Consider the following 19,644-nt stretch of genomic DNA (forward strand, 5'->3'; position numbering starts at 1 on the left):
TTCCATTAGGCGCGCCGAAGGCGCTATTTGAGCACCGAGGGCGCATTTTCGGTCATTTTTGTTGCTCTTCGTTGCCAATAGCTCGCTATTGGTGCCTCATTCGCACCAAAACTGCCTCGAAAAGTGCGTCCCTCGTAATCTCAAATCCTAATGGAAAATCTCGGATGAACGAGAAGCTCGTGAACCTACTGAAATTTTGTTATGCCATTGCGGGTTTGTTGTTGGTATTGTTTTTGAATGCATGTGGCAGTGCGCCGAAATCTATTGCTAGCAAATCAGAGTCCGTGAAGACCGAAACAAAGACGTCGGTGCCGGCAACGGCAGCTGTAAAAACAGTCAGCACCGCACCCGTCCTGCCAAAGGCGAACTCTGGGCGCGGTGCTTATTATCAAGATGATGGTCCGGGAGACAGCATTCCTCCTGATTTGGAATCGACCGTCGATCCCATCCCTGTTGTAGAGGCCTATTCACGCACGGGGAATAAACCCTATAAGGTTTTTGGCAAAACCTACACGCCAATTGTTGATGCGACGACGCCATTTAAGCAACGCGGGATAGCCAGTTGGTATGGTAAAAAATTTCACGGCAAACGTACTTCATCGGGTGAACCGTATGATATGTATCAGATCACCGCCGCACATCCAATTTTGCCCATACCTTCCTATGCCCGTGTGACCAATTTAAGTAATGGCAAACAAATTATCGTCAGAATTAATGACCGTGGGCCTTTCCATTCCAGTCGGATTATGGATTTGTCCTATACCGCAGCTCTGAAACTGGGCTATTTGGGTAAGGGCAGTAGTGAAGTGGAACTTGAACGCTTACTGCCTGAGGATATCGCTAAGATGGCCGAGAACCGGACGAATCAAATTGCATTTGCACCAGCCCGTGAGTCAGTGAATGCAGCAACAAATGGTGCTCCTGTGGTAGCGGCGAAGGCAGAGACTGATAGACCCGCCTTAGAAAATCTGATCGCAGCTCAAGAACGTAAAATGCAGACGGAAGCGGTAACTGATGTTGTAGCTAATACAGGGTTGAGCTCTGCGGCATCGAATACGTCCCGCGCTGAACATACAGGCGCTGCATTTTATTTGCAATTTGCTGCTTTTGCGATTCGTGCCAATGCCGAAGCCAGTATGACGCAATTGAAACAAATCTTACGCGACCAGTCAGCCGCACGCGAAATGCAATTTGAAGTCGTACAACAAGGCAGTTTATATCGTTTGCAGAGCGGCCCATTTGCGACACGTGATGCAGCACTGCAAGTGGCGCAGCAATTGGCTTTGGGTGGCGCGAAACCTATCGTGATTAGCCGTTAATCTAGATTCTGCTGATTTTTCATTTCTAACGCGATTTGGTATAAGGCGTTTTTCTTTTGTCCTGTGATTTGAGCGGCTAATGCTGCCGCTTGTTTGACTGAAAGTTCTTCTAACAAGATGCTCAGTACGCGTTTTGCTTCCAGATCGTCTCCGTCGGCATCGCTTGTGGCACCTTCAACTAGCACCACATATTCGCCTTTCTCTCTATGCGTGTCTTGCGCCAGCCAGCTAGCTGCTTCACCTAAAGTGCAGCGATGCACTTCCTCAAATAATTTGGTCAGTTCGCGTGCAAATACCACCCTGCGTTGCTCACCAAACGCATTGCATAGGGCAGCTGCACTTTCCAAAATGCGATGCGGCGCTTCATAAAAAATCAAACTCGCCGGAATAGCTGAGAGGTTTTGTAGAACCACATCACGCTGTCCTGCTTTGCTAGGCAGAAAGCCGACAAAATAAAACTGATCATTAATCAGGCCGCTGACGGACAAGGCGCTGATCGCCGCAGAGGCACCGGGTAAAGGGATGACACGCAATCCCGCAGCGCGCACAGCGTCGACAATAATCGCCCCCGGATCCGATACTGCTGGCGTACCGGCGTCGGAGACCAAGGCAATTCTTTCGCCCGCTTGTAGTCGGCCAACAATTTTTTCTGCCACTTCGTGTTCATTATGCTGATGCGCTGCGATTAAATTTTTATGCAAACCATAGCGTGTCATTAGCTGTGCGGTATTCCGTGTATCTTCACAGGCCACCGCATCCGCTATTGCCAGTACGTGCAAAGCGCGCAGTGAGATGTCGGCGCTATTGCCGATAGGCGTTGCCACGACATATAGACTCGCAGTAGGATAGCTTTGCTGAGCGACGGCTTCCAATAAGGCGGTGGGATGAATGGCAGTGAGATTGTCGGTTGGCATATCGCGTGTAGGTTTTATGTGTGACGGATGTATCGCAAGCAAATGTGTTGCTGGCGGCAGTCATGCCGCAAATACTTTATTGGGATTGTACGCTATGACAGAATCAAATTGGCTGACAAAGAACTTATCTACATTGGGGCGGCCTCGTACCAGTAAACAAGAGACGGGCGATGCCGGGGAGGATCAGGCTTTGCATTATTTGTTAGCGCAAGGCTTACAACTAGTGCAGCGCAATTTTCTGTGTAAGGGCGGTGAAATCGATTTGATTATGCGTGACCGTCAACATCTGGTCTTTGTCGAGGTGCGAAAACGCGGTAGCGCTCAATTTGGAGGTGCTTTGGCGAGTGTCACACCGAGCAAGCAAAGAAGCTTGACCCATGCTGCTCAGGTCTATTTGCAAACGATAAAACCTCTACCTGCTTGTCGTTTCGATCTGGTTGCTATTGAAGCCGGACAATTACTTTGGTTAAAAGATATCATTTAGGATAGAAAATCTGATGGTGGTAGATAATTGAAAATATTACCTGCCTTCGGTTCGCGTACTTTCTCCTTGCTCAAGTTATAATCGCCGCACTATGAAAAATCCACGCATTCTTTCGCACTTTCAGGAAAGTGCAGAACTCAAAATGATTTCAGCCGAATTGCTTGCCGATCCCATCGAACAAGCGATAGAACTGATGTTCACCGCCTTGTCGAATGGTAATAAGATTCTGGCCTGTGGTAATGGTGGTTCAGCCGCAGATTGTCAGCATTTCGCTGCCGAACTTGTCGGTCGTTTCGAGCGTGAACGATTGCCGCTACCGGCTTTGGCTTTGACCACTGATACGTCTATCATGACTGCGATTGCCAACGACTATAGTTTTCAAGAGGTATTCTCCAAGCAAGTCCAGGCTTTCGGCCAGGCTGGCGATATTTTGTTGGCGATCACGACTTCCGGTAACTCGCTGAGTGTCTTGAATGCCGTGAATGCCGCCTTGGAGCGTGATATGCGTGTCATCGCTTTAACTGGCAAAGGTGGCGGCGAGATGCGCTCTTGCCTGACTGATGCCGATGTTCATATTTGTGTGCCGCACGACCGCACCGCAAGAATTCAAGAAGTACATTTATTAACCATACACTGTATGTGTGACGGCATTGATGCCGCCCTATTTGGAGGTGATGCAGATGAATAAATCTGTTTGGAGTCCTTTGGTAAAACGTTTGGCTCGCCCGCTACTGGTGTTGAGTCTTTCGAGTGCCGCTTTGCTGAGTTTGCAGGCTTGTGTCGCGGTAGTCGTAGGTAGTGCTGTGATGGGAACTCTGGCTGCGACCGATAGACGCACGTTTGGCGCACAAACTGAAGATAAAGCCATCGTCCTGAAAGGCGAGATGGCAGTCAAACGTGCATTAGGTGATGCAGCGCATGTGAATGTGAATAGCTTCAATCGCCGCGCTTTATTGACTGGTGAGGTGGCGGATGAAGCGGCGAAAGCGACAGCTGAACGAGAAGTCAAGGGCATACAAGGTGTGATGACGATTCAAAATGAGATTATGGTGGCGGGCTTATCGAATTTTTCATCGCGATCCTCTGATGCAGTTATCACAACCAAAGTGAAGGCTTCTTTCGTTGACACCAAAGATTTATACAGTAGCGCATTCAAAGTAGTGACAGAAGCGAACACGGTATTTTTGATGGGTCGGGTTACCCACCGTGAAGGTGATCTCGCTGCCCGCGTGGCGGCTGGGGTAAGCGGAGTACGAAAAGTGGTGAAAGTATTTGAATACATCACAGAAGATGAATTGAAAAGCATGCTGGCAACCCCGAGTAAGGTGGATTTGAACGAAGAATCTAAGTAAGCCATCAATTGTATAGAGCTGCAGAATGAGGATTCGCAGCTCTTTTTTTCAGGAGAATGATATGGGATTCATTATTTTTTTACTTATCGTGGGTGCGCTGATTTTTTGGGCCATTAGTACCTATAATAATTTGGTCAGTTTCCGTAATCGTTTTAAAAATGGGTTTGCGCAGATCGACGTGCAGTTGAAACGTCGTTACGACTTGATCCCCAATCTGGTGGAAGTCGCTAAAGGCTATATGAAGCATGAACGCGAAACACTGGAAGCAGTCATTGCGGCGCGCAATCAAGCGGTGACGGCGAATGCACAGGTTGCGGTCGATCCAGCCAATGCGGCCGCAGTGCATCAATTATCCAATGCGGAAGGCGCACTGGCGTCGTCTTTGGGAAAAATGTTTGCCTTGTCAGAAGCCTATCCTGACCTCAAAGCCAATGAAAACATGCTGCAGCTGACGGAAGAATTGACCAGCACCGAAAACAAAATTTCTTTCGCACGTCAGGCTTACAACGATAGCGTCATGCAATACAACACTGCCTGCGAACAATTTCCTGGCAATATTTTTGCAGGCATGTTCGGCTTTAAAACGGGCGAGCTATTGCAAGCGACCGAAGCACCGGAAGAGCGTAAAGCCGTCAAAGTATCGTTTTAAATCAGCGACTCATTTACTGATTTATAAGATGACTTCGCACACTGACTAAAGTCCATGAACTTTTTTGAACATCAAGCCCAGGCGCATAAAGAGAGTAAGAAATTATTATTCTTATTTGCGCTGGCGGTGATCGCGATCGTGTTGGCCGTGAATTTTACGCTGGCGCTGTTGTGGATATGGATGAAAGGACAACCACTGGCGGGGGCACATCTGTATCCGCGCTTTTTCTTTCTGACTAATACGGGCGTGGTCTTGTTATTTATAGGAGGCGGCACGCTATTTGAAATGTCGCGCCTGAAAGACGGTGGTGATGCGGTAGCGCGCATGGCGGGTGGACGTTTGGTCTCACCAGATTCGCGTGAATTGCAAGAGCGTCGATTGCTGAATATCGTCGAAGAAATGGCACTCGCATCGGGTATCGCTTGTCCTCGTGTCTACGTGATGGATGATGAAGATGCGATTAATGCCTTTGCTGCCGGTTATCATCAGAATGAAGCAGTCGTGGCTGTTACACGCGGCACTTTGTCACGCCTTAGTCGTGATGAATTACAAGGCGTGATAGGACATGAATTTAGTCATATCCTGAATGGTGATATGCGTATGAACGTCAAACTGATAGGCGTTTTGTTCGGCATACAAATGTTAGCGAGTTTTGGTCAGACTCTGCTAGACATCGGTATGCGCATGGGAGGCTCACGCAGTCGCGATGAGAAAGGGCCGCCTTTACAATTAATTTTTATTGTCTTCGGTGTCGCCTTATTTGTGATTGGCTACATCGGCGTTTTCTTTGGTCGTCTGATTAAATCGGCGGTGTCGCGACAACGCGAATTTTTGGCTGATGCGAGCGCGGTGCAATTCACTAGAAATCCCGACGGTATAGGCGGTGCTTTACGTAAAATAGGTGGGCTTACGCGCGAGAATAAATGCGGTTCTCGAATTAAACATCATAATGCCGAGCAGCTATCCCACATGTTTTTGGGCGCTGCGCGACCTAACTTGTTGTCCGGATTATTTGCGACGCATCCACCGATAGAGACACGTTTGCAACGCCTGTATGGACGTAGTGTGGGATATTTAGATGCGGATGAGATAGTCGAAGAAGTCGTCAATCCCACCTCTGCGATGGGTTTTGCCGCAGGCGCTGGGAATAACACTAATTTCAATACTAGTCCTACTGGTTTGCCTTCACCATTGCAGGTTTCACCGTTGGGCTTTCATCCAGGATTTGGTTATCGTCCGCTTGAGAAGCCCGCTAGCGGTAGCTCAATTGCGATGGCCGCGAGCGTACAGATTCCGGCAGAGATAGTGCAAGCTGCACGAAATCCCCAAGCCGCAAGTGCTCTGGTGTATGCGTTATTGCTAGACCGTAAAGATATCGCTAGCTATGAAATGCAAAAAGAGATCTTGCGTCAATCGCTTGCGCAGCAATGCGCATTAGTCACGCTCTTGCATGAAACGCTGGAAACCACGTCATCCAATTTGCGTCTGTCTATACTTGATTTGGCGATGCCTGCCTTAAAACTTTTAAATCCTGAACAACGTCAACAGTTACTAGGGATAGCCGCACGTTTGATTGCCGCCGACCAAATCGTCACTCAGTCGGAGTTTGTATTGCAAACCATTTTGCAACGCCGGCTTAGTCCTCTCGCAGGACGTGAAGTTGGGGTGAAATATACGCATTTGGCGCAATTGAAAGCGGAAACAGGCTTGCTGGTGTCCTTGATGGCGACCACAGAGTTCGCCGGAGAAAGTGCGCAGCAGGCGTATTTGCGATCAGTCAATAGTATGCCGGAACTAGGTTTGACGACGGCACAGTTCGTTACGCGTGAGGCTTTAGATTTCTTTGAGGTGAAGCAGGCTTTGGATAAATTTCAACAGCTCGCGCCCTTGGCTAAGCCTTTTGTGATACGTCTGATGTTAAAAGTCAACGCGGAAAAATTGAGTAGCGAAGGGGCCGATTTATTGCGCAGTATTTGTGCAGCGCTCGACGCACCTTTGCCCGAAATGTTGGAAATGCCAGCCTTGTAAAATGTCAGTTGGCTTATGCTTGATAACGCAGTAGCAGGTCTATATGATCTCCACCGGATGCTTCGTAATACGCCATAATCATCTCCACATCTTGACCCGCCATCATGAGCCTGCCGTCATTCTCAATGATCTCCGCCTGATAGCCAAACTCAAACAAGTATCGCAAATAGGTTCTGCCGTCGTTCTTCCCTGTGAGTGGCATGAAGTCAGGGCTAAATTCGCTGACAATAATAGGATGCCAGGTACTCAATATGCGTTTGGCACCTAACAAAGCACGGTACTCGAATCCTTCTACATCAATTTTAATCAGATCAATCTGCATATCTGAAGGAATCATATGATCTAAGGGAAGGCAAGGCACTACCGTGCTTTCCAATACCGCTTGCACATCATTCGATAAGCTAGCGGTTGTACCATTACTGTAAGATCCATTCAAAACCAGAATGCCGATGTCTTCGCCTACAGCGGTATTGATAATCTGAATATGGTTAAAGTTGTTCTGGCGTCGGCTTAATTCTATGAGCTTCACATTGTCCGAGCTAGGTTCTACTGCAAACACTTTCGCATCTTGATCTACCAGAGAGGCGGCCAGCATCGTGAAATAGCCTATGTTTGCGCCTAGATCAATAATATTCATTTTCCTATGAGTGATCTGTTGCCGAAAAACGGATGTGACGTGGGGCTCGTATTCACCATTGATTAAAGGTATTCCCACATCTAAATCTTGTGGATTGACGATCATGTCAACATTATTGATACGGATATGTTCAACCTCAGTTAGCTTGCGTTTGCTGATAAGCTTTTCTTGGCGCTGCGCGAACTCTAGCGAATTGAGATAGCTAGCCACTACGGGATCGAGAGGCTTACCTACTTGTGAGCTGTGCCCCGGCCACTCTTCACGATTTGGCGCACGTCCTAAAATCAAGCGAAAGCAATGGAAAATATCTTCTGACGTGCTTGTTTCTGCATATTCCCAATCAGCAAATTGAGCTATGGCGTTGGCACCAACCTTGGCATGGATGGTTTTCGCTATTGCGGGTGTTGAGAGTAGCTGGGTGTCTGTTTTTTGCTTAGAAAAGAAATTTTTAAAAAACATTTAAGGCACGCTCATTTCAGGAGTGATTCGGGGAGTAATACCCAGCCATCGTCTCAGACTATTTTGCCTAGTCTGAGTTCAGGGTTTCAATTTGCTACAGCTGCTTAAGGCTATAAAATCTTGCTTAGGCACGTCCGACGATTGCCGCAGTCGCCATTAATTCTTCGATCAAGGCCAGCGACATTTTGCCCGACATACGGTGTGGATTTAGTTCCGGCAGTGCGGAATATTTCAACAGAATGGAGGGATTGATTTTGCCTAAATTCGCTTGACCCATAGTCCAGCCCGCGTAACGGCGCTGGCTGATTTCTTCGTAGTCTAATAAGACCACATCGGTGTGACGAGGGTCGCGCAAAATGTGGCCATACAGTGTATTAATCGCTTCGCGCCCACCTTCTAAAACTTGCATGAACACTTGATCGCTGTGGCAGAGGATGCCGGTAATTCCATGCTGTGGATTATGATCGCGCGATTGTTGCATGATGTTTTGTACGGTGTCACTCAAATTGCCGTCGACGGCGCGGCTGGCATATAAAAGACGGACTAGCATTCTGGGTTCCCTATCACGGTTGGTGTTGTAGCTATCGTTGTTGATTACTTATTTTAGGACTTAGGCAAAACTGACGCTGGCGTTGTTGTGTTGGTCGCGCCGTGCAACTGCACTGTCTTAAGCTCCACTCCCTGCCAGCGCAATTTTGAGTAAGTCCCATTATTTTTTAATCAGTGACAAAAATTCGCGGCGCAAATTGGGATCTTTCAGGAACGAACCATGCATCACGCTATTGATCATTTTTGAATCCATATCTTTCACGCCACGCCAATGCATACAGAAGTGGTCAGCTTCCATCACGACCGCCAAACCATCTGGCTGCATTTTTTCTTGTAAGGTATCGGCGAGTTGCACCACCGCTTCCTCTTGTATTTGCGGACGACTCATAATCCAGTCGGCAATACGGGCGTATTTGGACAAGCCGATCAGATTCGAGTGCTCATTTGGCATGACACCTATCCATACCTTGCCTATGATAGGGCACAGATGATGCGAACACGCGGAACGTACGGTAATCGGACCTATGATCATCAATTCATTCAAATGCGAGGCATTTGGAAATTCCGTCACAGGTGGCATAGGCAGATAGCGACCTTTGAAGATTTCATTTAAATACATCTTGGCCACACGACGTCCGGTATCTAAAGTATTGTGATCGCTGGCGGTATCGATCACCAGACTTTCAAGTACGCCACGCAGTTTGCCTTCCACTTCGGCTAATAACTGCTCAAGTTCACCTGGCTCTATGAAATCGGCAATATTGTCATTGGCGTGATAACGGACTTTGGCTTTGACTATGCGTTCTCGTATGCGTTGTGAGACAGGAACGGTGGGAACTGCTTGATATTGAGAATCAGTCGGCATTATGTATCCAATCGGCGTAGGCGCCAAAATGCAAGAAGTTGATATGGTAACTGAATCACCGCGCTTATGTTTTGCGCCTGAGTGTTTTTAGCGGTTCAACTAAGTCAATAATGCAAGAATTAGGACGGGTCTTTATCCGCAGACTTACCCTTGGCCATTTGCTGCATCGCCATCCTGATCGTCCGCATTTGCGTACGAAAATTGCTGCAAGACTTACACATACTCAGATGCAGGCTTAATTGTGTGCGCTCGGTCAGACTTAGTTTTCTATCCAAGTCCTCAGATAGTTTCTGATGTGCTTGTCGGCAGTTGTAGAGGAAAAACATAAAAAAGCCTATCTTTCAGAAGATGTGTGAGCAAACCAGTTGAGTTCCAGGCATTCTCGCAAACGCAGGCGTGCACGATAGAGCAGAACCCACAGATTAGACGTAGTTAATCCCAAATCCTTACAAATTTCTTCTGTCGATAACTCCAGCCATTCTCGCATCATAAATACCCGTGCGGTTTGTGCAGGTAATTTTTCCAAGCAAATTTCTAAAGTTTTGAAAAAGTCTTGCTGTTGCAGGCTAGCCTCTGGCACCCCCCAGGCGCTGGCGACTTCGATTGTGTGTCCGTTAGCATTAAATAAATGATCGACAATATCGTCATCGGATTGATCTTCGCCGGCAAAATCGGCGAATTGCGCCTCACGATTTCCTGCTCTCAGAAAATCAATAATTTTGAACTTCAAAATGCCAATCACATAAGTACGCAAGCTGGATTTGCCGCTGAAATTGTCAGGCTTCTCTAGCACTGCTAGCAAGGTTTCCTGCACCGCATCTTCGGCATGCACGGCATTTCTTAGCTGCAGCAAAGCAAAGCGCTGCAAGGCTGGGCGCATGATCTCTAATTGTTGATGTAATTCCGCAATGTGGGACATAAATAAAAATACCTGATCAGGTTTTAACGGGCATCGCTTTTGCCTGTAAAATTCAGGCTAAGACCTCGATACTTCATAGGATAACCTTAATATGAGCATTACGACAAACACGCTTCACGAAACATCCGATCGCTTAGCTGGCGTCGATGCGGAAATTAAAGCAGAAATTTTGGCCGAAGCATTGCCATACATACGCAAATTTCACGGCAAAACCATCGTTGTCAAATACGGCGGTAACGCAATGACGGAAGAACGCTTAAAACACGGCTTCGCCCGTGACGTGATTTTGCTCAAGTTAGTTGGTATGAATCCTGTCGTAGTCCACGGCGGCGGCCCACAAATCGACAACGCCCTGAAAAAAGTCGGCAAGCAAGGCACCTTCGTCCAAGGCATGCGTATCACCGACGAAGAAACCATGGAAGTCGTGGAATGGGTACTGGGCGGTGAAGTGCAACAAGACATCGTCATGCTGATCAACCACTACGGCGGTCAAGCAGTAGGTTTAACCGGCAAAGACGGCGGCTTAATCCGCGCCCGCAAAATGAAAATGCCAGACCGCGAAAACCCAGGTGAATTTTTAGACATCGGCTTTGTCGGTGAAATCGACGCGATCAATCCAGCGGTAGTCAAAGCCCTGCAAGACGACGCCTTCATCCCTATCATTTCCCCTATCGGTTTCGGTGAAGATGGTCAAGCCTACAACATCAATGCCGACTTAGTTGCAGGAAAAATCGCTGAAATCCTGAAAGCTGAAAAGCTGATCATGATGACCAATATCCCCGGTGTCTTAGACAAACAAGGCAACTTGGTCACCGACTTATCCGCCAGAGAAATCGACGAAATGTTCGCAGACGGCACCATCTCAGGCGGTATGTTACCGAAGATTTCTTCCGCTTTAGACGCTGCGAAATCGGGTGTGAATACTGTGCATATCATTGATGGACGCATTCCGCATTCTTTGTTACTAGAAATTTTGACTGAGCAGGCTTTTGGTACGATGATTCGATCACATTAAGATCTATTTTTTGGGGTTTTTGGTATGTATGGTCTCAAAGTTCAAATTAATAATAGTGAATCCATAGTTGGAGGTGCAGATGACCTCTCTGTGTTGTCTGCGATACTGACTTGTTCTGGAAAGTTGGGAGATGCAACGAACCCACCAAGTGGTGACGATACTCAGGAATTTATGTTTCGACTTGGTGGACTGACGTCGAGAATAGATAGTACTAAGGATGAACACTTGGTTTGGTTAGACAATCATGACTTGAAATTAGGTGATAGAGTCATCATTGAAATTGTGGATGTTGACGTCGCAGATCCAATTATCAGTGGTGAGGAAGCAGAGGAAAGAGCTTATAACGAGCAAACTTATTTTGAGCACTGCAAGCGAACATACTTTGAGTTGCGTGAGAAATATGAGCCAGAGAGTCAAACAAAGACTTTTGAAAATTTGATGTAAGTAATTTTTCTATTGACGCTTGAGGATAGTTTTTTCCGCTTCTGGCGATGCCAATTTTGCGTGGCAGAAAATGGAAAAAGAAAGCTTCGTTGTTTGAGCGAAGCGAGTTTCGAAGCTTTCCCATTTTTTGTCATGCAGAATTGGGAACCCGAAGGGCAGCGACAGCGCGGTCGCCTTTCTTTGCATCCTTTCTTTGGCGAAGCAAAGAAAGGATGTGGCTGTCGGGCCACCCCCGACCTGTGAACGATCAGCTTTGCTCAAAACGTAAAGCCAACACCAAATGCAAGCAAACCAACCCATCTGGCTATTCGACCTAGACAACACCCTACACAATGCCAGTGCAGCAGTCTTCCCCAGCATAGCCAACAACATGACACGTTACATCACACAAGTGTTGAAAGACGCCAAGCATCCATCAGACCCAGCAACAGTCGACCAACTAAGAATCAGCTACTTAAAACGTTACGGCGCAACGCTAAAAGGCATGGTCATCCACCACGGTGTCAAAGAAGAAGACTTCCTGCGTGAAGCCCATAAATTCGATCACTTACCCGATCTGCTCAGACGAGAACGTGGATTGTCGAAAATTCTGGCGCGACTGCCTGGCAAAAAAATTCTATTCACCAACGCCCCACAAGACTATTCAAAACAAGCTATCAGACACTTCAAACTACAGCACCATTTTGCCGCGCATATCTCCATAGAAAACATGCGTGTGCATGGCAAGTCACACCCCAAGCCCAGCAAACCATACTTGCGCAAACTTTTAGCGCAACACGGCTGGCACGCTGCTCAGTGCATTCTGGTAGAAGATAGTGTAGCCAACATTATTGCTGCCAAACAAATTGGCATACGCACCGTGATGGTCACAGGTCACGGACAACATGTGCGACAGAAAAGTATTTCTGCCAGCGCCGATATCACAGTAAAATCTGTCTTTGAGTTGCCGCGCCGCTTGAGGCAATTGCGGACCTTTTAGTCGCCACTTCACCTGTTCAGTTTATGTCTATCACGAAACCCGGCGAGCGCAAGCTCCAGATACTGCAAGCCTTAGCAGGCATGTTAGAAAACCCTAAGGGTGAGAAAATTACGACGGCAGCCTTGGCCGCCAAGATTGACGTGTCAGAAGCGACGCTGTACCGGCACTTTGCCAGTAAGGCGCAGATGTTCGAGGGCTTGATTGAATTTATTGAATCTACGGTGTTTGGTTTGATTAATCAAATCAGTTTGCAACACAAAGATGGCATAGAACAGGCGCACAGTATCAGTTTGATGTTGCTTAGTTTTGCCGAGCGCAATCCTGGCATGACGCGAGTGCTGATTGGCGATGCCTTGGTGAATGAAGATGAGCGCCTGCAAGCACGTATGAATCAATTTTTAGATAGAGTTGAGCTTGCTTATAAACAGGCTTTGCGACAAGCAGGTATGCAAGGCCAAGTGGCCGAAGCTGAAATCGCAATGCGGGCAAATTTGCTGACGATCTTTGTACTTGGACGTTGGCAGCGCTTTGCCAAAACAGGATTTAAGGCTAGTCCGACCGAACTCGCCAGCGCGCAACTGGCTTTGTTACTCTAAGTCAGACGACAGGCGCTTGACATCGCCACGCATTAAATTGAAAGCTTCCAAATAAAAACGCTCAACTTCAGTGGCTTTGAGTTTGATTTTTACTATGGCTTTATCGCCATAACTTACTTCAAGAATATGCGCTGAATAGCTGTCGCATAAGCGCCGTAATGACGATTCATCGGCGAAATTAACGGCTAATTGAATTTCACTTAAAACTTCAATCGCGATCAATTCTGCCGACTTAAATGCATCGGAAATCGCTTGGCCATAAGCGCGGGTTAAACCGCCAGCACCTAATTTTGTGCCGCCCCAGTATCTGACAACCACGGCCAGTACATTGAATAAGTCTTTGTGAACCAGAACATTGTACATAGGCTTAGCGGCAGTGCCTGATGGTTCCCCATCATCATCGAGGCCTGAATCACCTTCACATAATAAGACGTAACAGACATGCACGGCATTCGGATGTTGACTCCGGATCTGCGCGAGCAAAGCCTGAGCTTCGATGCGAGTATAAACGGGATAAAGTTGACCGAGAAAACGGCTTTTCTTAATCTCTATTTCAGCGTGAACTGCTGATTTCAGTTGATACATAAAAAAGCTAGAGTCCAGCTCATCATTATTGAATCACAAAGGTTTCAAAAAAAATGTCGCTGACACCATCGTCGCCCTTGCTTGAAAGTACTTGATTAATCTTTGTTTTCAGTTCATCGATTAAGATTTTTTTGCCTTCTATACTTTGCAATTCGCTGGAATCTTTGCTGCTCAGCGTCATGATCACGACATGGCGTACCATGGGCATATACATTTTTACTTTTTCCGCAATGTCAGATGCGCCTAATTGCAAGGTCACTACCGTCTGCAAATAGCGATCAAAACTGGCGAGGTTGACCACAAAGGAATCCAACTTTGCAGTCGGTGTGCCAGCACCGTCTTTGGCGCTGGCTTTTTCGTTTGCGTGCGCGACGCCACTGCTCAGCGCTATGCTCAGGAGTGAGCAGATCATGAACATAGAGAGAGAGAATGTCTTGCGCATGGCTAGCTCCTGAGATAGTCGGTCAGTAATGGATGGTCGCAATTAAACGGTCAAAGGCTTGTAACGAATACGCTTAGGTTTCGCACCTTCTTCACCCAAACGCTTCTTTTTATCTGCTTCATATTCTTGGTAGTTACCGTCGAAGAAACTGACTTGTGAATCGCCTTCGAAGGCAAGGATATGGGTCGCGATACGATCTAAGAACCAGCGGTCATGTGAGATCACCATCACGCTGCCAGCGAATTCCAACAAAGCATCTTCCAAAGCGCGCAAAGTTTCTACGTCCAGATCATTCGATGGTTCATCGAGTAATAAGACATTGCCGCCTTGCAGCAAAGTTTTTGCCAGATGCAAACGACCGCGTTCACCGCCGGATAAATTGCCGACGATTTTTTGTTGATCGCCACCTTTGAAGTTGAAGCGACCAAGGTAAGCGCGTGAAGGCATTTCAAAACGACCAACTGTCAAAATATCGGCGCCATTGGCGACATCTTCAAACACGGTTTTGGTGTTGCCCAGATCTTCGCGTGATTGATCAACCAGCGAGATTTTTGCTGTCTGACCGAGCGCTACTTCACCGCTATCAGGCTGTTCTATGCCTTTGATCATTTTGAACAAAGTCGACTTACCAGCGCCGTTCGGGCCAATGATACCGACGATAGCGCCAGGTGGAATCTTGAAGCTCAGATTGTCGATCAAGAGACGGTCGCCGAAGGATTTGCTGACGTTTTTAAATTCAATGACTTCATTACCCAAACGCTCTGCTACAGGAATAAAAATTTCCTGTGTTTCATTGCGTTTTTGGTATTCGTGCTCGCTCATTTCATTGAAGCGTGCCAAACGTGCTTTGCTCTTGGCCTGACGTGCTTTTGGATTTTGGCGTGACCATTCCAATTCTTTTTGCAAGGCGCGTTGACGAGCCGATTCTGTCGCTTCTTCTTGCTTCAAACGGGCTTGTTTTTGATCTAACCAGGAAGAGTAATTACCTTTCCACGGAATACCCGCACCGCGATCGAGTTCCAAAATCCATTCCGCTGCGTTGTCCAAGAAATAGCGATCATGCGTAATCGCCACCACAGTACCCGGGAAGCGTAACAAGAATTGCTCTAACCAATCAACGGATTCTGCATCCAAATGGTTGGTCGGTTCATCAAGCAAGAGCATGTCTGGTTTGGACAACAACAAACGGCACAAAGCGACACGACGTTTTTCACCGCCAGATAGAACCCCGATCTTGGCGTCCCAAGGTGGCAGACGTAAAGCATCGGCCGCCATTTCTAATTGCAATTCCACATTGTCGCCAGCAGAGGTCGAAATGATCGCTTCTAAGCGCGCTTGTTCATTTGCCAGCGCATCAAAATCAGCATCTTCTTCGGCGTAAGCGGCATACACAAGTTCCAGTTTGGCTTTAGCTTCAAACACTTCGCCAAGCGCACCTTCAACCGCTTCACGCACTGTCTGCTCAGGATCGAGTTGCGGTTCTTGCGGTAAATAGCCGATATTCAGATTCGGCATAGGTACGGCTTCGCCCTGAATATCTTTATCGATGCCCGCCATGATTTTTAACAGGGAAGACTTGCCTGAACCATTCAGACCCAGTACACCGATTTTGGCACCAGGGAAAAAGGACAGGGAAATATCTTTCAGAATTTGACGCTTAGGCGGCACGATCTTGCCGACCCGGTTCATGGTATAGACGTAATTTGCCATTTTTAGGATTTTTATAGAGGGAAAAGATGCGAAGTCGCTAGGATACCTCATACGCATCTTGTCGCGGGTTATGAACAGAAAAAAACCGCAAAAAGCGCAGAATTTCGTGAGGGCGCTTTCCTATTTAATTAATGCTTATTTTTAAAAGCATCTTAGACAGACGAACTGAAGCACCTAAAGTCGCCAGTGGAAGGCTATTTGTCAAATAAATTTGACGAAATAAGACTTTATTTTTTTAGATCTTGTTATGGCGCAACGTTTACTTGATATATGCGATCTATACAGCGAAAATCTTACTTAGAATCTCCTGCTAAAGTTAAGATGATTGCGTGAAAAATGTAAATAGTTAAATTGAAAAGAAAATAGTGGTATAGTCACAGGCTGTGTGTTTTTGTCAAATGTAAATTTGATAAATGTATTTAATCCATGTCAGATTTGCTGCTATCGCTCATACATAGTCTTCTTACCAAATCCATGCCTAGGTTTGCTTGCAAAAGCTAGGAAAAAACGCATTAGTATTCGCATGTTCATTGAAAGCTGTTCCCTAGATCGTCTTTATGGAATCAATAATTAAACATTTGATGGAGATAACAGGACATCGTGATCACGATCTTCTCAATATCTCCGTTATCTCAGCTCTCAGTGAGCTCACCACGGCTTCACGTGCCAGAGTTTTGGATATCCTGCATGTAGGCGAGCACGCATTCGTCAAGGCACAGATTACGATTGCCGAAGGTAAATTAGAAGTCGGTAACGAGCATCTGGAACATTTAGTTCCTGAGATTCCAATTGAACAATTTCCAGAGTTGGCTGCCGGCATAAAACAACGTGACCATGTGATCGAGCATATAGACGACAAAGCTAACCGCACAGTGTGGCTGCCTATCTGGATGAATGACAAGGTCAATGTTTGTTTGGAAATATATAATCCTGCCGTGTATTCCGCCAATACCAAAGAAGTGATGGGCGGGATTTTGGTGGTGTATCGTAACTTCCAAAACTTACTCGATTACAGCGAACGTGATTCCTTAACGGGACTGCTAAACCGCAAAACCTTCGACGACAATTTTTCAAAAATTATTCGCACCGGTATGCAAAGGCAGTCGCATGACAATGCCGAACAGGTTGAAACTGAGCGTCGTGATAGTCATCGGGAGAAGCAACATTGGCTGGCGGTGTTAGATATCGATCATTTCAAGCGCGTGAATGATCAATTCGGTCATTTATACGGCGATGAAGTCTTGATTCTGGTCGCGAATCTGATGCGTTCCTCATTCCGACCCAGCGATAAATTGTTTCGCTTTGGTGGTGAAGAATTTGTGATCTTATTACGCTCAACCAGCAAGGACGATGCCCAGATGATTTTTGAGCGCTTCCGTGAAAACGTAGCGCGTTATCCTTTCCCTCAAGTTGGCACCGTCACTATTAGCATAGGATTTGCGCACATAGATCCTTTCGAACCGGCCGTTGGTATCATAGGCCGCGCGGATCAAGCACTTTACTTTGCGAAAAGTAATGGCCGCAATCGCGTCTGCCAGTACGAAGATTTGATACAGTCCGGCGCCTTACATATAGAACATTCGCAAGATAGTGTGGAGTTCTTCTGATTGTCAGGGTCTCGGTTTCCTTTAACTTCAAGCGCCCATACCTCGCTATGCTTGTTAGCTTACCGATCTTAATCGCCAATATTTAAGCTATGGAATTACGTCAACTTCGCTACTTTGTTGCTATTGTTGATCATGGTTCTCTTTCTCGTGCGGCACGGGTTTTGCATATCGTACAGCCGGCATTAACTCAACAGATACAGCAGCTTGAAGAAGAGCTGGGAACTAGCCTTTTGCATCGCTCTGCACAGGGGATGCAGGCGACCGATGCCGGAAAAATATTCTATGAACATGCCTTAGCAATTTTGAAGCAAGTGGCTGACGCAAAATCGGCGGTCAATCAAACCACCGACAAACCTAGCGGCACCGTGGCCTTGGGCATCCCCCAGAGCGCATCTGGCGCTCTAGCGCTCCCACTTTTGACAGCGGTGCGTGCGGCATATCCCGATATTGTGTTTCAATTGACCGAAGAGTTGACCGGCAATCTGACTGAGCAATTAGCGTCTGGGCGTTTGAATCTGGCGATTTTGTTTGATGATGGACAGTTAGGCAAATTCACCACCAAAGCCTTGGTGGAAGAAGAGATGATGTATATCACTCGTGCCGATTCTCAATTCGCATGCAAACGTAAATCCATCAGCTTAGAAAAAGCATTACAAGCCCCCTTGATATTGCCTAGCATACAGCACGGTGTACGACCTAGGATAGAACAGGTTGTACGCGATCATGGATTGAGAACTGAACATGTGATCGATATTACTTCGATCGCCATTTTGAAGTCTGCGCTGCTGGCTGATCTGGGGGCTACGATATTGCCAATATCACCTATGCTCGCCGAAATTAACCGGGGTGAAATGCGTGCCTGCCCGATTAGCGATGTCAGCTTATCGCGCACCGTAGTCTTGTGCTCATCAAAAAACATTCCCCTAACCAATGCCGCGATGGCGGTAGAGAAGTTGGTCATTGAGCTGAGTCGCGACTTAAGCTTGAGCGGCAAATGGCTGGGCACCCAAAATTTAGTCTAATGCAAACTACAGATAAAATTCGTATTGGCAGGCAAAGTGTAATCGGCGGCACTATCCTGTTTTGGGCTTTGATGGTCGCAGTTGCCGTTCAGGACTATCGGCGTGATGGTGGGCAGCATCTTTGGGAACCGGTTTTTTGGGAAAGTTCATCAGCCTTCGTTGGGACTATTATTTTTTATTTGCAGTGGTCAATACTGACCGATAAATCTCTACTGCAAACGCCACGACGCTGGTTTTTGCGCCTGATTAGCTATCTTCCTCTGGTTTGTATCAGCTTTGTTTGTGTCACGTTTTCTATACGTCACGGCCTATATGCCTTGATAGGAAAAACTTACTCACATGATCCTTGGCTAGAGGTGTTTATCTACGAGACCATCAAGTTATCGATATTTTTTGGTTTGTTTTATATCGTGGTTTTTGGTGTGCAATCTTACCTGTTCTTGGTGGAAGAAAAAGCGAACGCGGAACGTGCTGCACAACTTTTACAGCAAGCCCACATACAAAGATTGAGTCAACAAATTCAGCCGCATTTCTTATTCAATGCGCTAAATACGATTTCTTCCTTGATGTATTCTGACCTGAAGTCGGCCGATACGGCACTCAGTCGCCTGGCTGAATTGTTGCGTCATACTTTGGACCTAGGGGAGCAAACAGAAACCAGCTTGGCGCGCGAATTGGATTTGTTGCGTGCCTATGCCGAATTAATGCAATTGCGTTTTGTTGATAGAGTCAGCATCGCGTGGCAAATCGATCCACAAAGTTTGACGTGCCAGGTGCCAACTATGTGTTTGCAGGTGCTGTTAGAAAATACCTTTAAGCACACGGTAGAAAAGCGTTCGGCGCAAACCAAAATTCTCATTCGCAGTAGCTTGCATGAACAAACGCTCAGCTTAATTGTTGAGGATGACGCTGGACAGCTTGGTGCCAATCCGGCGGGGATAGGTTTGAGTAATTTGCGTCAACGCCTGGCGGTGATGTACGGTGAGCGAGCCAGCCTACGCATAGAACAGTGTTCACCTGCCGGCGTGCGTTCTGAAGTGCAAATCAAGGCGCAAATTTAGGTGTAAAC

22 protein-coding genes are annotated in these 19,644 nt (G+C 46.9%); 13 read left to right on the top strand and 9 right to left on the bottom strand.

Annotated elements, in window-relative coordinates:
• Positions 1-179: 179 nt before the first annotated feature.
• Positions 180-1,319, top strand: coding sequence for a septal ring lytic transglycosylase RlpA family protein (locus tag AC1RR2_RS02365; protein ID WP_493220706.1), 1,140 nt, complete (start codon positions 180-182; stop codon positions 1,317-1,319).
• On the opposite strand, the gene rsmI is transcribed toward AC1RR2_RS02365, so the two are convergent.
• On the bottom strand, positions 1,316-2,233 hold the full coding sequence (gene rsmI, locus AC1RR2_RS02370; RefSeq protein WP_493220707.1) for a 16S rRNA (cytidine(1402)-2'-O)-methyltransferase: 918 nt from the start codon (positions 2,231-2,233) through the stop codon (positions 1,316-1,318). The genes AC1RR2_RS02365 and rsmI overlap by 4 nt on opposite strands.
• Positions 2,234-2,327: 94 nt before the next feature.
• On the opposite strand from rsmI, the gene AC1RR2_RS02375 reads away from it, so the two are divergent.
• The 5 genes from AC1RR2_RS02375 (at position 2,328) to AC1RR2_RS02395 (ending at position 6,746) form a co-directional block, all read left to right on the top strand.
• The gene (locus tag AC1RR2_RS02375; protein WP_493220708.1) at positions 2,328-2,717 is read left to right on the top strand and encodes a YraN family protein; all 390 of its coding nucleotides are present in this window, start codon (positions 2,328-2,330) and stop codon (positions 2,715-2,717) included.
• A gap of 91 nt (positions 2,718-2,808) precedes the next feature.
• On the top strand, positions 2,809-3,405 hold the full coding sequence (locus AC1RR2_RS02380) for a phosphoheptose isomerase (protein ID WP_493220709.1): 597 nt from the start codon (positions 2,809-2,811) through the stop codon (positions 3,403-3,405).
• Complete coding sequence (locus AC1RR2_RS02385) at positions 3,398-4,069, top strand: BON domain-containing protein (protein ID WP_493220710.1); 672 nt, start codon at positions 3,398-3,400, stop codon at positions 4,067-4,069. Before AC1RR2_RS02380 ends, AC1RR2_RS02385 begins: the two co-directional genes overlap by 8 nt.
• A gap of 61 nt (positions 4,070-4,130) precedes the next feature.
• Positions 4,131-4,718, top strand: coding sequence for a LemA family protein (locus AC1RR2_RS02390; protein ID WP_493220711.1), 588 nt, complete (start codon positions 4,131-4,133; stop codon positions 4,716-4,718).
• 54 nt (positions 4,719-4,772) lie between these two features.
• A complete protein-coding gene (locus tag AC1RR2_RS02395) occupies positions 4,773-6,746 on the top strand; it encodes a M48 family metallopeptidase (RefSeq protein ID WP_493220712.1) in 1,974 nt (657 codons plus the stop codon).
• A 13-nt stretch (positions 6,747-6,759) separates the two neighbouring features.
• Here AC1RR2_RS02395 and AC1RR2_RS02400 read toward each other — a convergent pair whose 3' ends face one another.
• The 5 genes from AC1RR2_RS02400 to AC1RR2_RS02420 all read right to left on the bottom strand — a co-directional run bounded on the left by AC1RR2_RS02400 (position 6,760) and on the right by AC1RR2_RS02420 (position 10,175).
• Positions 6,760-7,842, bottom strand: a complete 1,083-nt coding sequence (locus AC1RR2_RS02400) for an FkbM family methyltransferase (protein WP_493220713.1) — start codon at positions 7,840-7,842, stop codon at positions 6,760-6,762.
• 124 nt (positions 7,843-7,966) lie between these two features.
• On the bottom strand, positions 7,967-8,392 hold the full coding sequence (locus AC1RR2_RS02405; protein ID WP_493220714.1) for a BLUF domain-containing protein: 426 nt from the start codon (positions 8,390-8,392) through the stop codon (positions 7,967-7,969).
• A 159-nt stretch (positions 8,393-8,551) separates the two neighbouring features.
• Positions 8,552-9,256 (bottom strand): GTP cyclohydrolase I, encoded by a 705-nt coding sequence (folE, locus tag AC1RR2_RS02410; protein WP_493220715.1) that lies wholly within the window; start codon positions 9,254-9,256, stop codon positions 8,552-8,554.
• Between the two features lie 119 nt (positions 9,257-9,375).
• A complete protein-coding gene (locus AC1RR2_RS02415; protein WP_493220716.1) occupies positions 9,376-9,582 on the bottom strand; it encodes a zf-HC2 domain-containing protein in 207 nt (68 codons plus the stop codon).
• Positions 9,583-9,590: 8 nt separating this feature from the next.
• Positions 9,591-10,175 (bottom strand): sigma-70 family RNA polymerase sigma factor, encoded by a 585-nt coding sequence (locus AC1RR2_RS02420; protein WP_493220717.1) that lies wholly within the window; start codon positions 10,173-10,175, stop codon positions 9,591-9,593.
• 91 nt (positions 10,176-10,266) lie between these two features.
• Between AC1RR2_RS02420 and argB the strand changes: the two genes are divergently transcribed.
• The 4 genes from argB to slmA all read left to right on the top strand — a co-directional run bounded on the left by argB (position 10,267) and on the right by slmA (position 13,209).
• On the top strand, positions 10,267-11,190 hold the full coding sequence (gene argB, locus AC1RR2_RS02425; RefSeq protein ID WP_315484512.1) for an acetylglutamate kinase: 924 nt from the start codon (positions 10,267-10,269) through the stop codon (positions 11,188-11,190).
• Positions 11,191-11,214: 24 nt separating this feature from the next.
• The gene (locus tag AC1RR2_RS02430) at positions 11,215-11,634 is read left to right on the top strand and encodes a hypothetical protein (protein WP_493220718.1); all 420 of its coding nucleotides are present in this window, start codon (positions 11,215-11,217) and stop codon (positions 11,632-11,634) included.
• A gap of 280 nt (positions 11,635-11,914) precedes the next feature.
• On the top strand, positions 11,915-12,613 hold the full coding sequence (locus AC1RR2_RS02435; protein WP_493220719.1) for a pyrimidine 5'-nucleotidase: 699 nt from the start codon (positions 11,915-11,917) through the stop codon (positions 12,611-12,613).
• Between the two features lie 23 nt (positions 12,614-12,636).
• Positions 12,637-13,209 (top strand): nucleoid occlusion factor SlmA, encoded by a 573-nt coding sequence (slmA, locus tag AC1RR2_RS02440; protein WP_493220720.1) that lies wholly within the window; start codon positions 12,637-12,639, stop codon positions 13,207-13,209.
• Here slmA and AC1RR2_RS02445 read toward each other — a convergent pair.
• From AC1RR2_RS02445 to ettA, 3 genes are read right to left on the bottom strand one after another with little or no spacing between them, the layout of a single operon-like run.
• Positions 13,201-13,794 (bottom strand): IMPACT family protein, encoded by a 594-nt coding sequence (locus AC1RR2_RS02445; protein ID WP_493220721.1) that lies wholly within the window; start codon positions 13,792-13,794, stop codon positions 13,201-13,203. The two genes, slmA and AC1RR2_RS02445, sit on opposite strands and share 9 nt — an antisense overlap.
• Positions 13,795-13,819: 25 nt before the next feature.
• On the bottom strand, positions 13,820-14,236 hold the full coding sequence (locus AC1RR2_RS02450) for a flagellar basal body-associated FliL family protein (protein WP_493220722.1): 417 nt from the start codon (positions 14,234-14,236) through the stop codon (positions 13,820-13,822).
• 42 nt (positions 14,237-14,278) lie between these two features.
• Entirely contained in the window at positions 14,279-15,946 is a 1,668-nt protein-coding gene (gene ettA / locus AC1RR2_RS02455; protein WP_186921262.1) for an energy-dependent translational throttle protein EttA, read from the bottom strand.
• A gap of 557 nt (positions 15,947-16,503) precedes the next feature.
• Here ettA and AC1RR2_RS02460 point away from each other — a divergent pair.
• The 3 genes from AC1RR2_RS02460 to AC1RR2_RS02470 all read left to right on the top strand — a co-directional run bounded on the left by AC1RR2_RS02460 (position 16,504) and on the right by AC1RR2_RS02470 (position 19,636).
• Positions 16,504-17,553, top strand: a complete 1,050-nt coding sequence (locus tag AC1RR2_RS02460) for a GGDEF domain-containing protein (RefSeq protein ID WP_493220723.1) — start codon at positions 16,504-16,506, stop codon at positions 17,551-17,553.
• Positions 17,554-17,642: 89 nt separating this feature from the next.
• Complete coding sequence (locus tag AC1RR2_RS02465; RefSeq protein WP_493220724.1) at positions 17,643-18,575, top strand: LysR substrate-binding domain-containing protein; 933 nt, start codon at positions 17,643-17,645, stop codon at positions 18,573-18,575.
• Entirely contained in the window at positions 18,575-19,636 is a 1,062-nt protein-coding gene (locus tag AC1RR2_RS02470; RefSeq protein ID WP_493220725.1) for a sensor histidine kinase, read from the top strand. Before AC1RR2_RS02465 ends, AC1RR2_RS02470 begins: the two co-directional genes overlap by 1 nt.
• Positions 19,637-19,644 lie beyond the last annotated feature (8 nt).

Source organism: Undibacterium sp. GW821-FHT11H02, assembly GCF_058808015.1.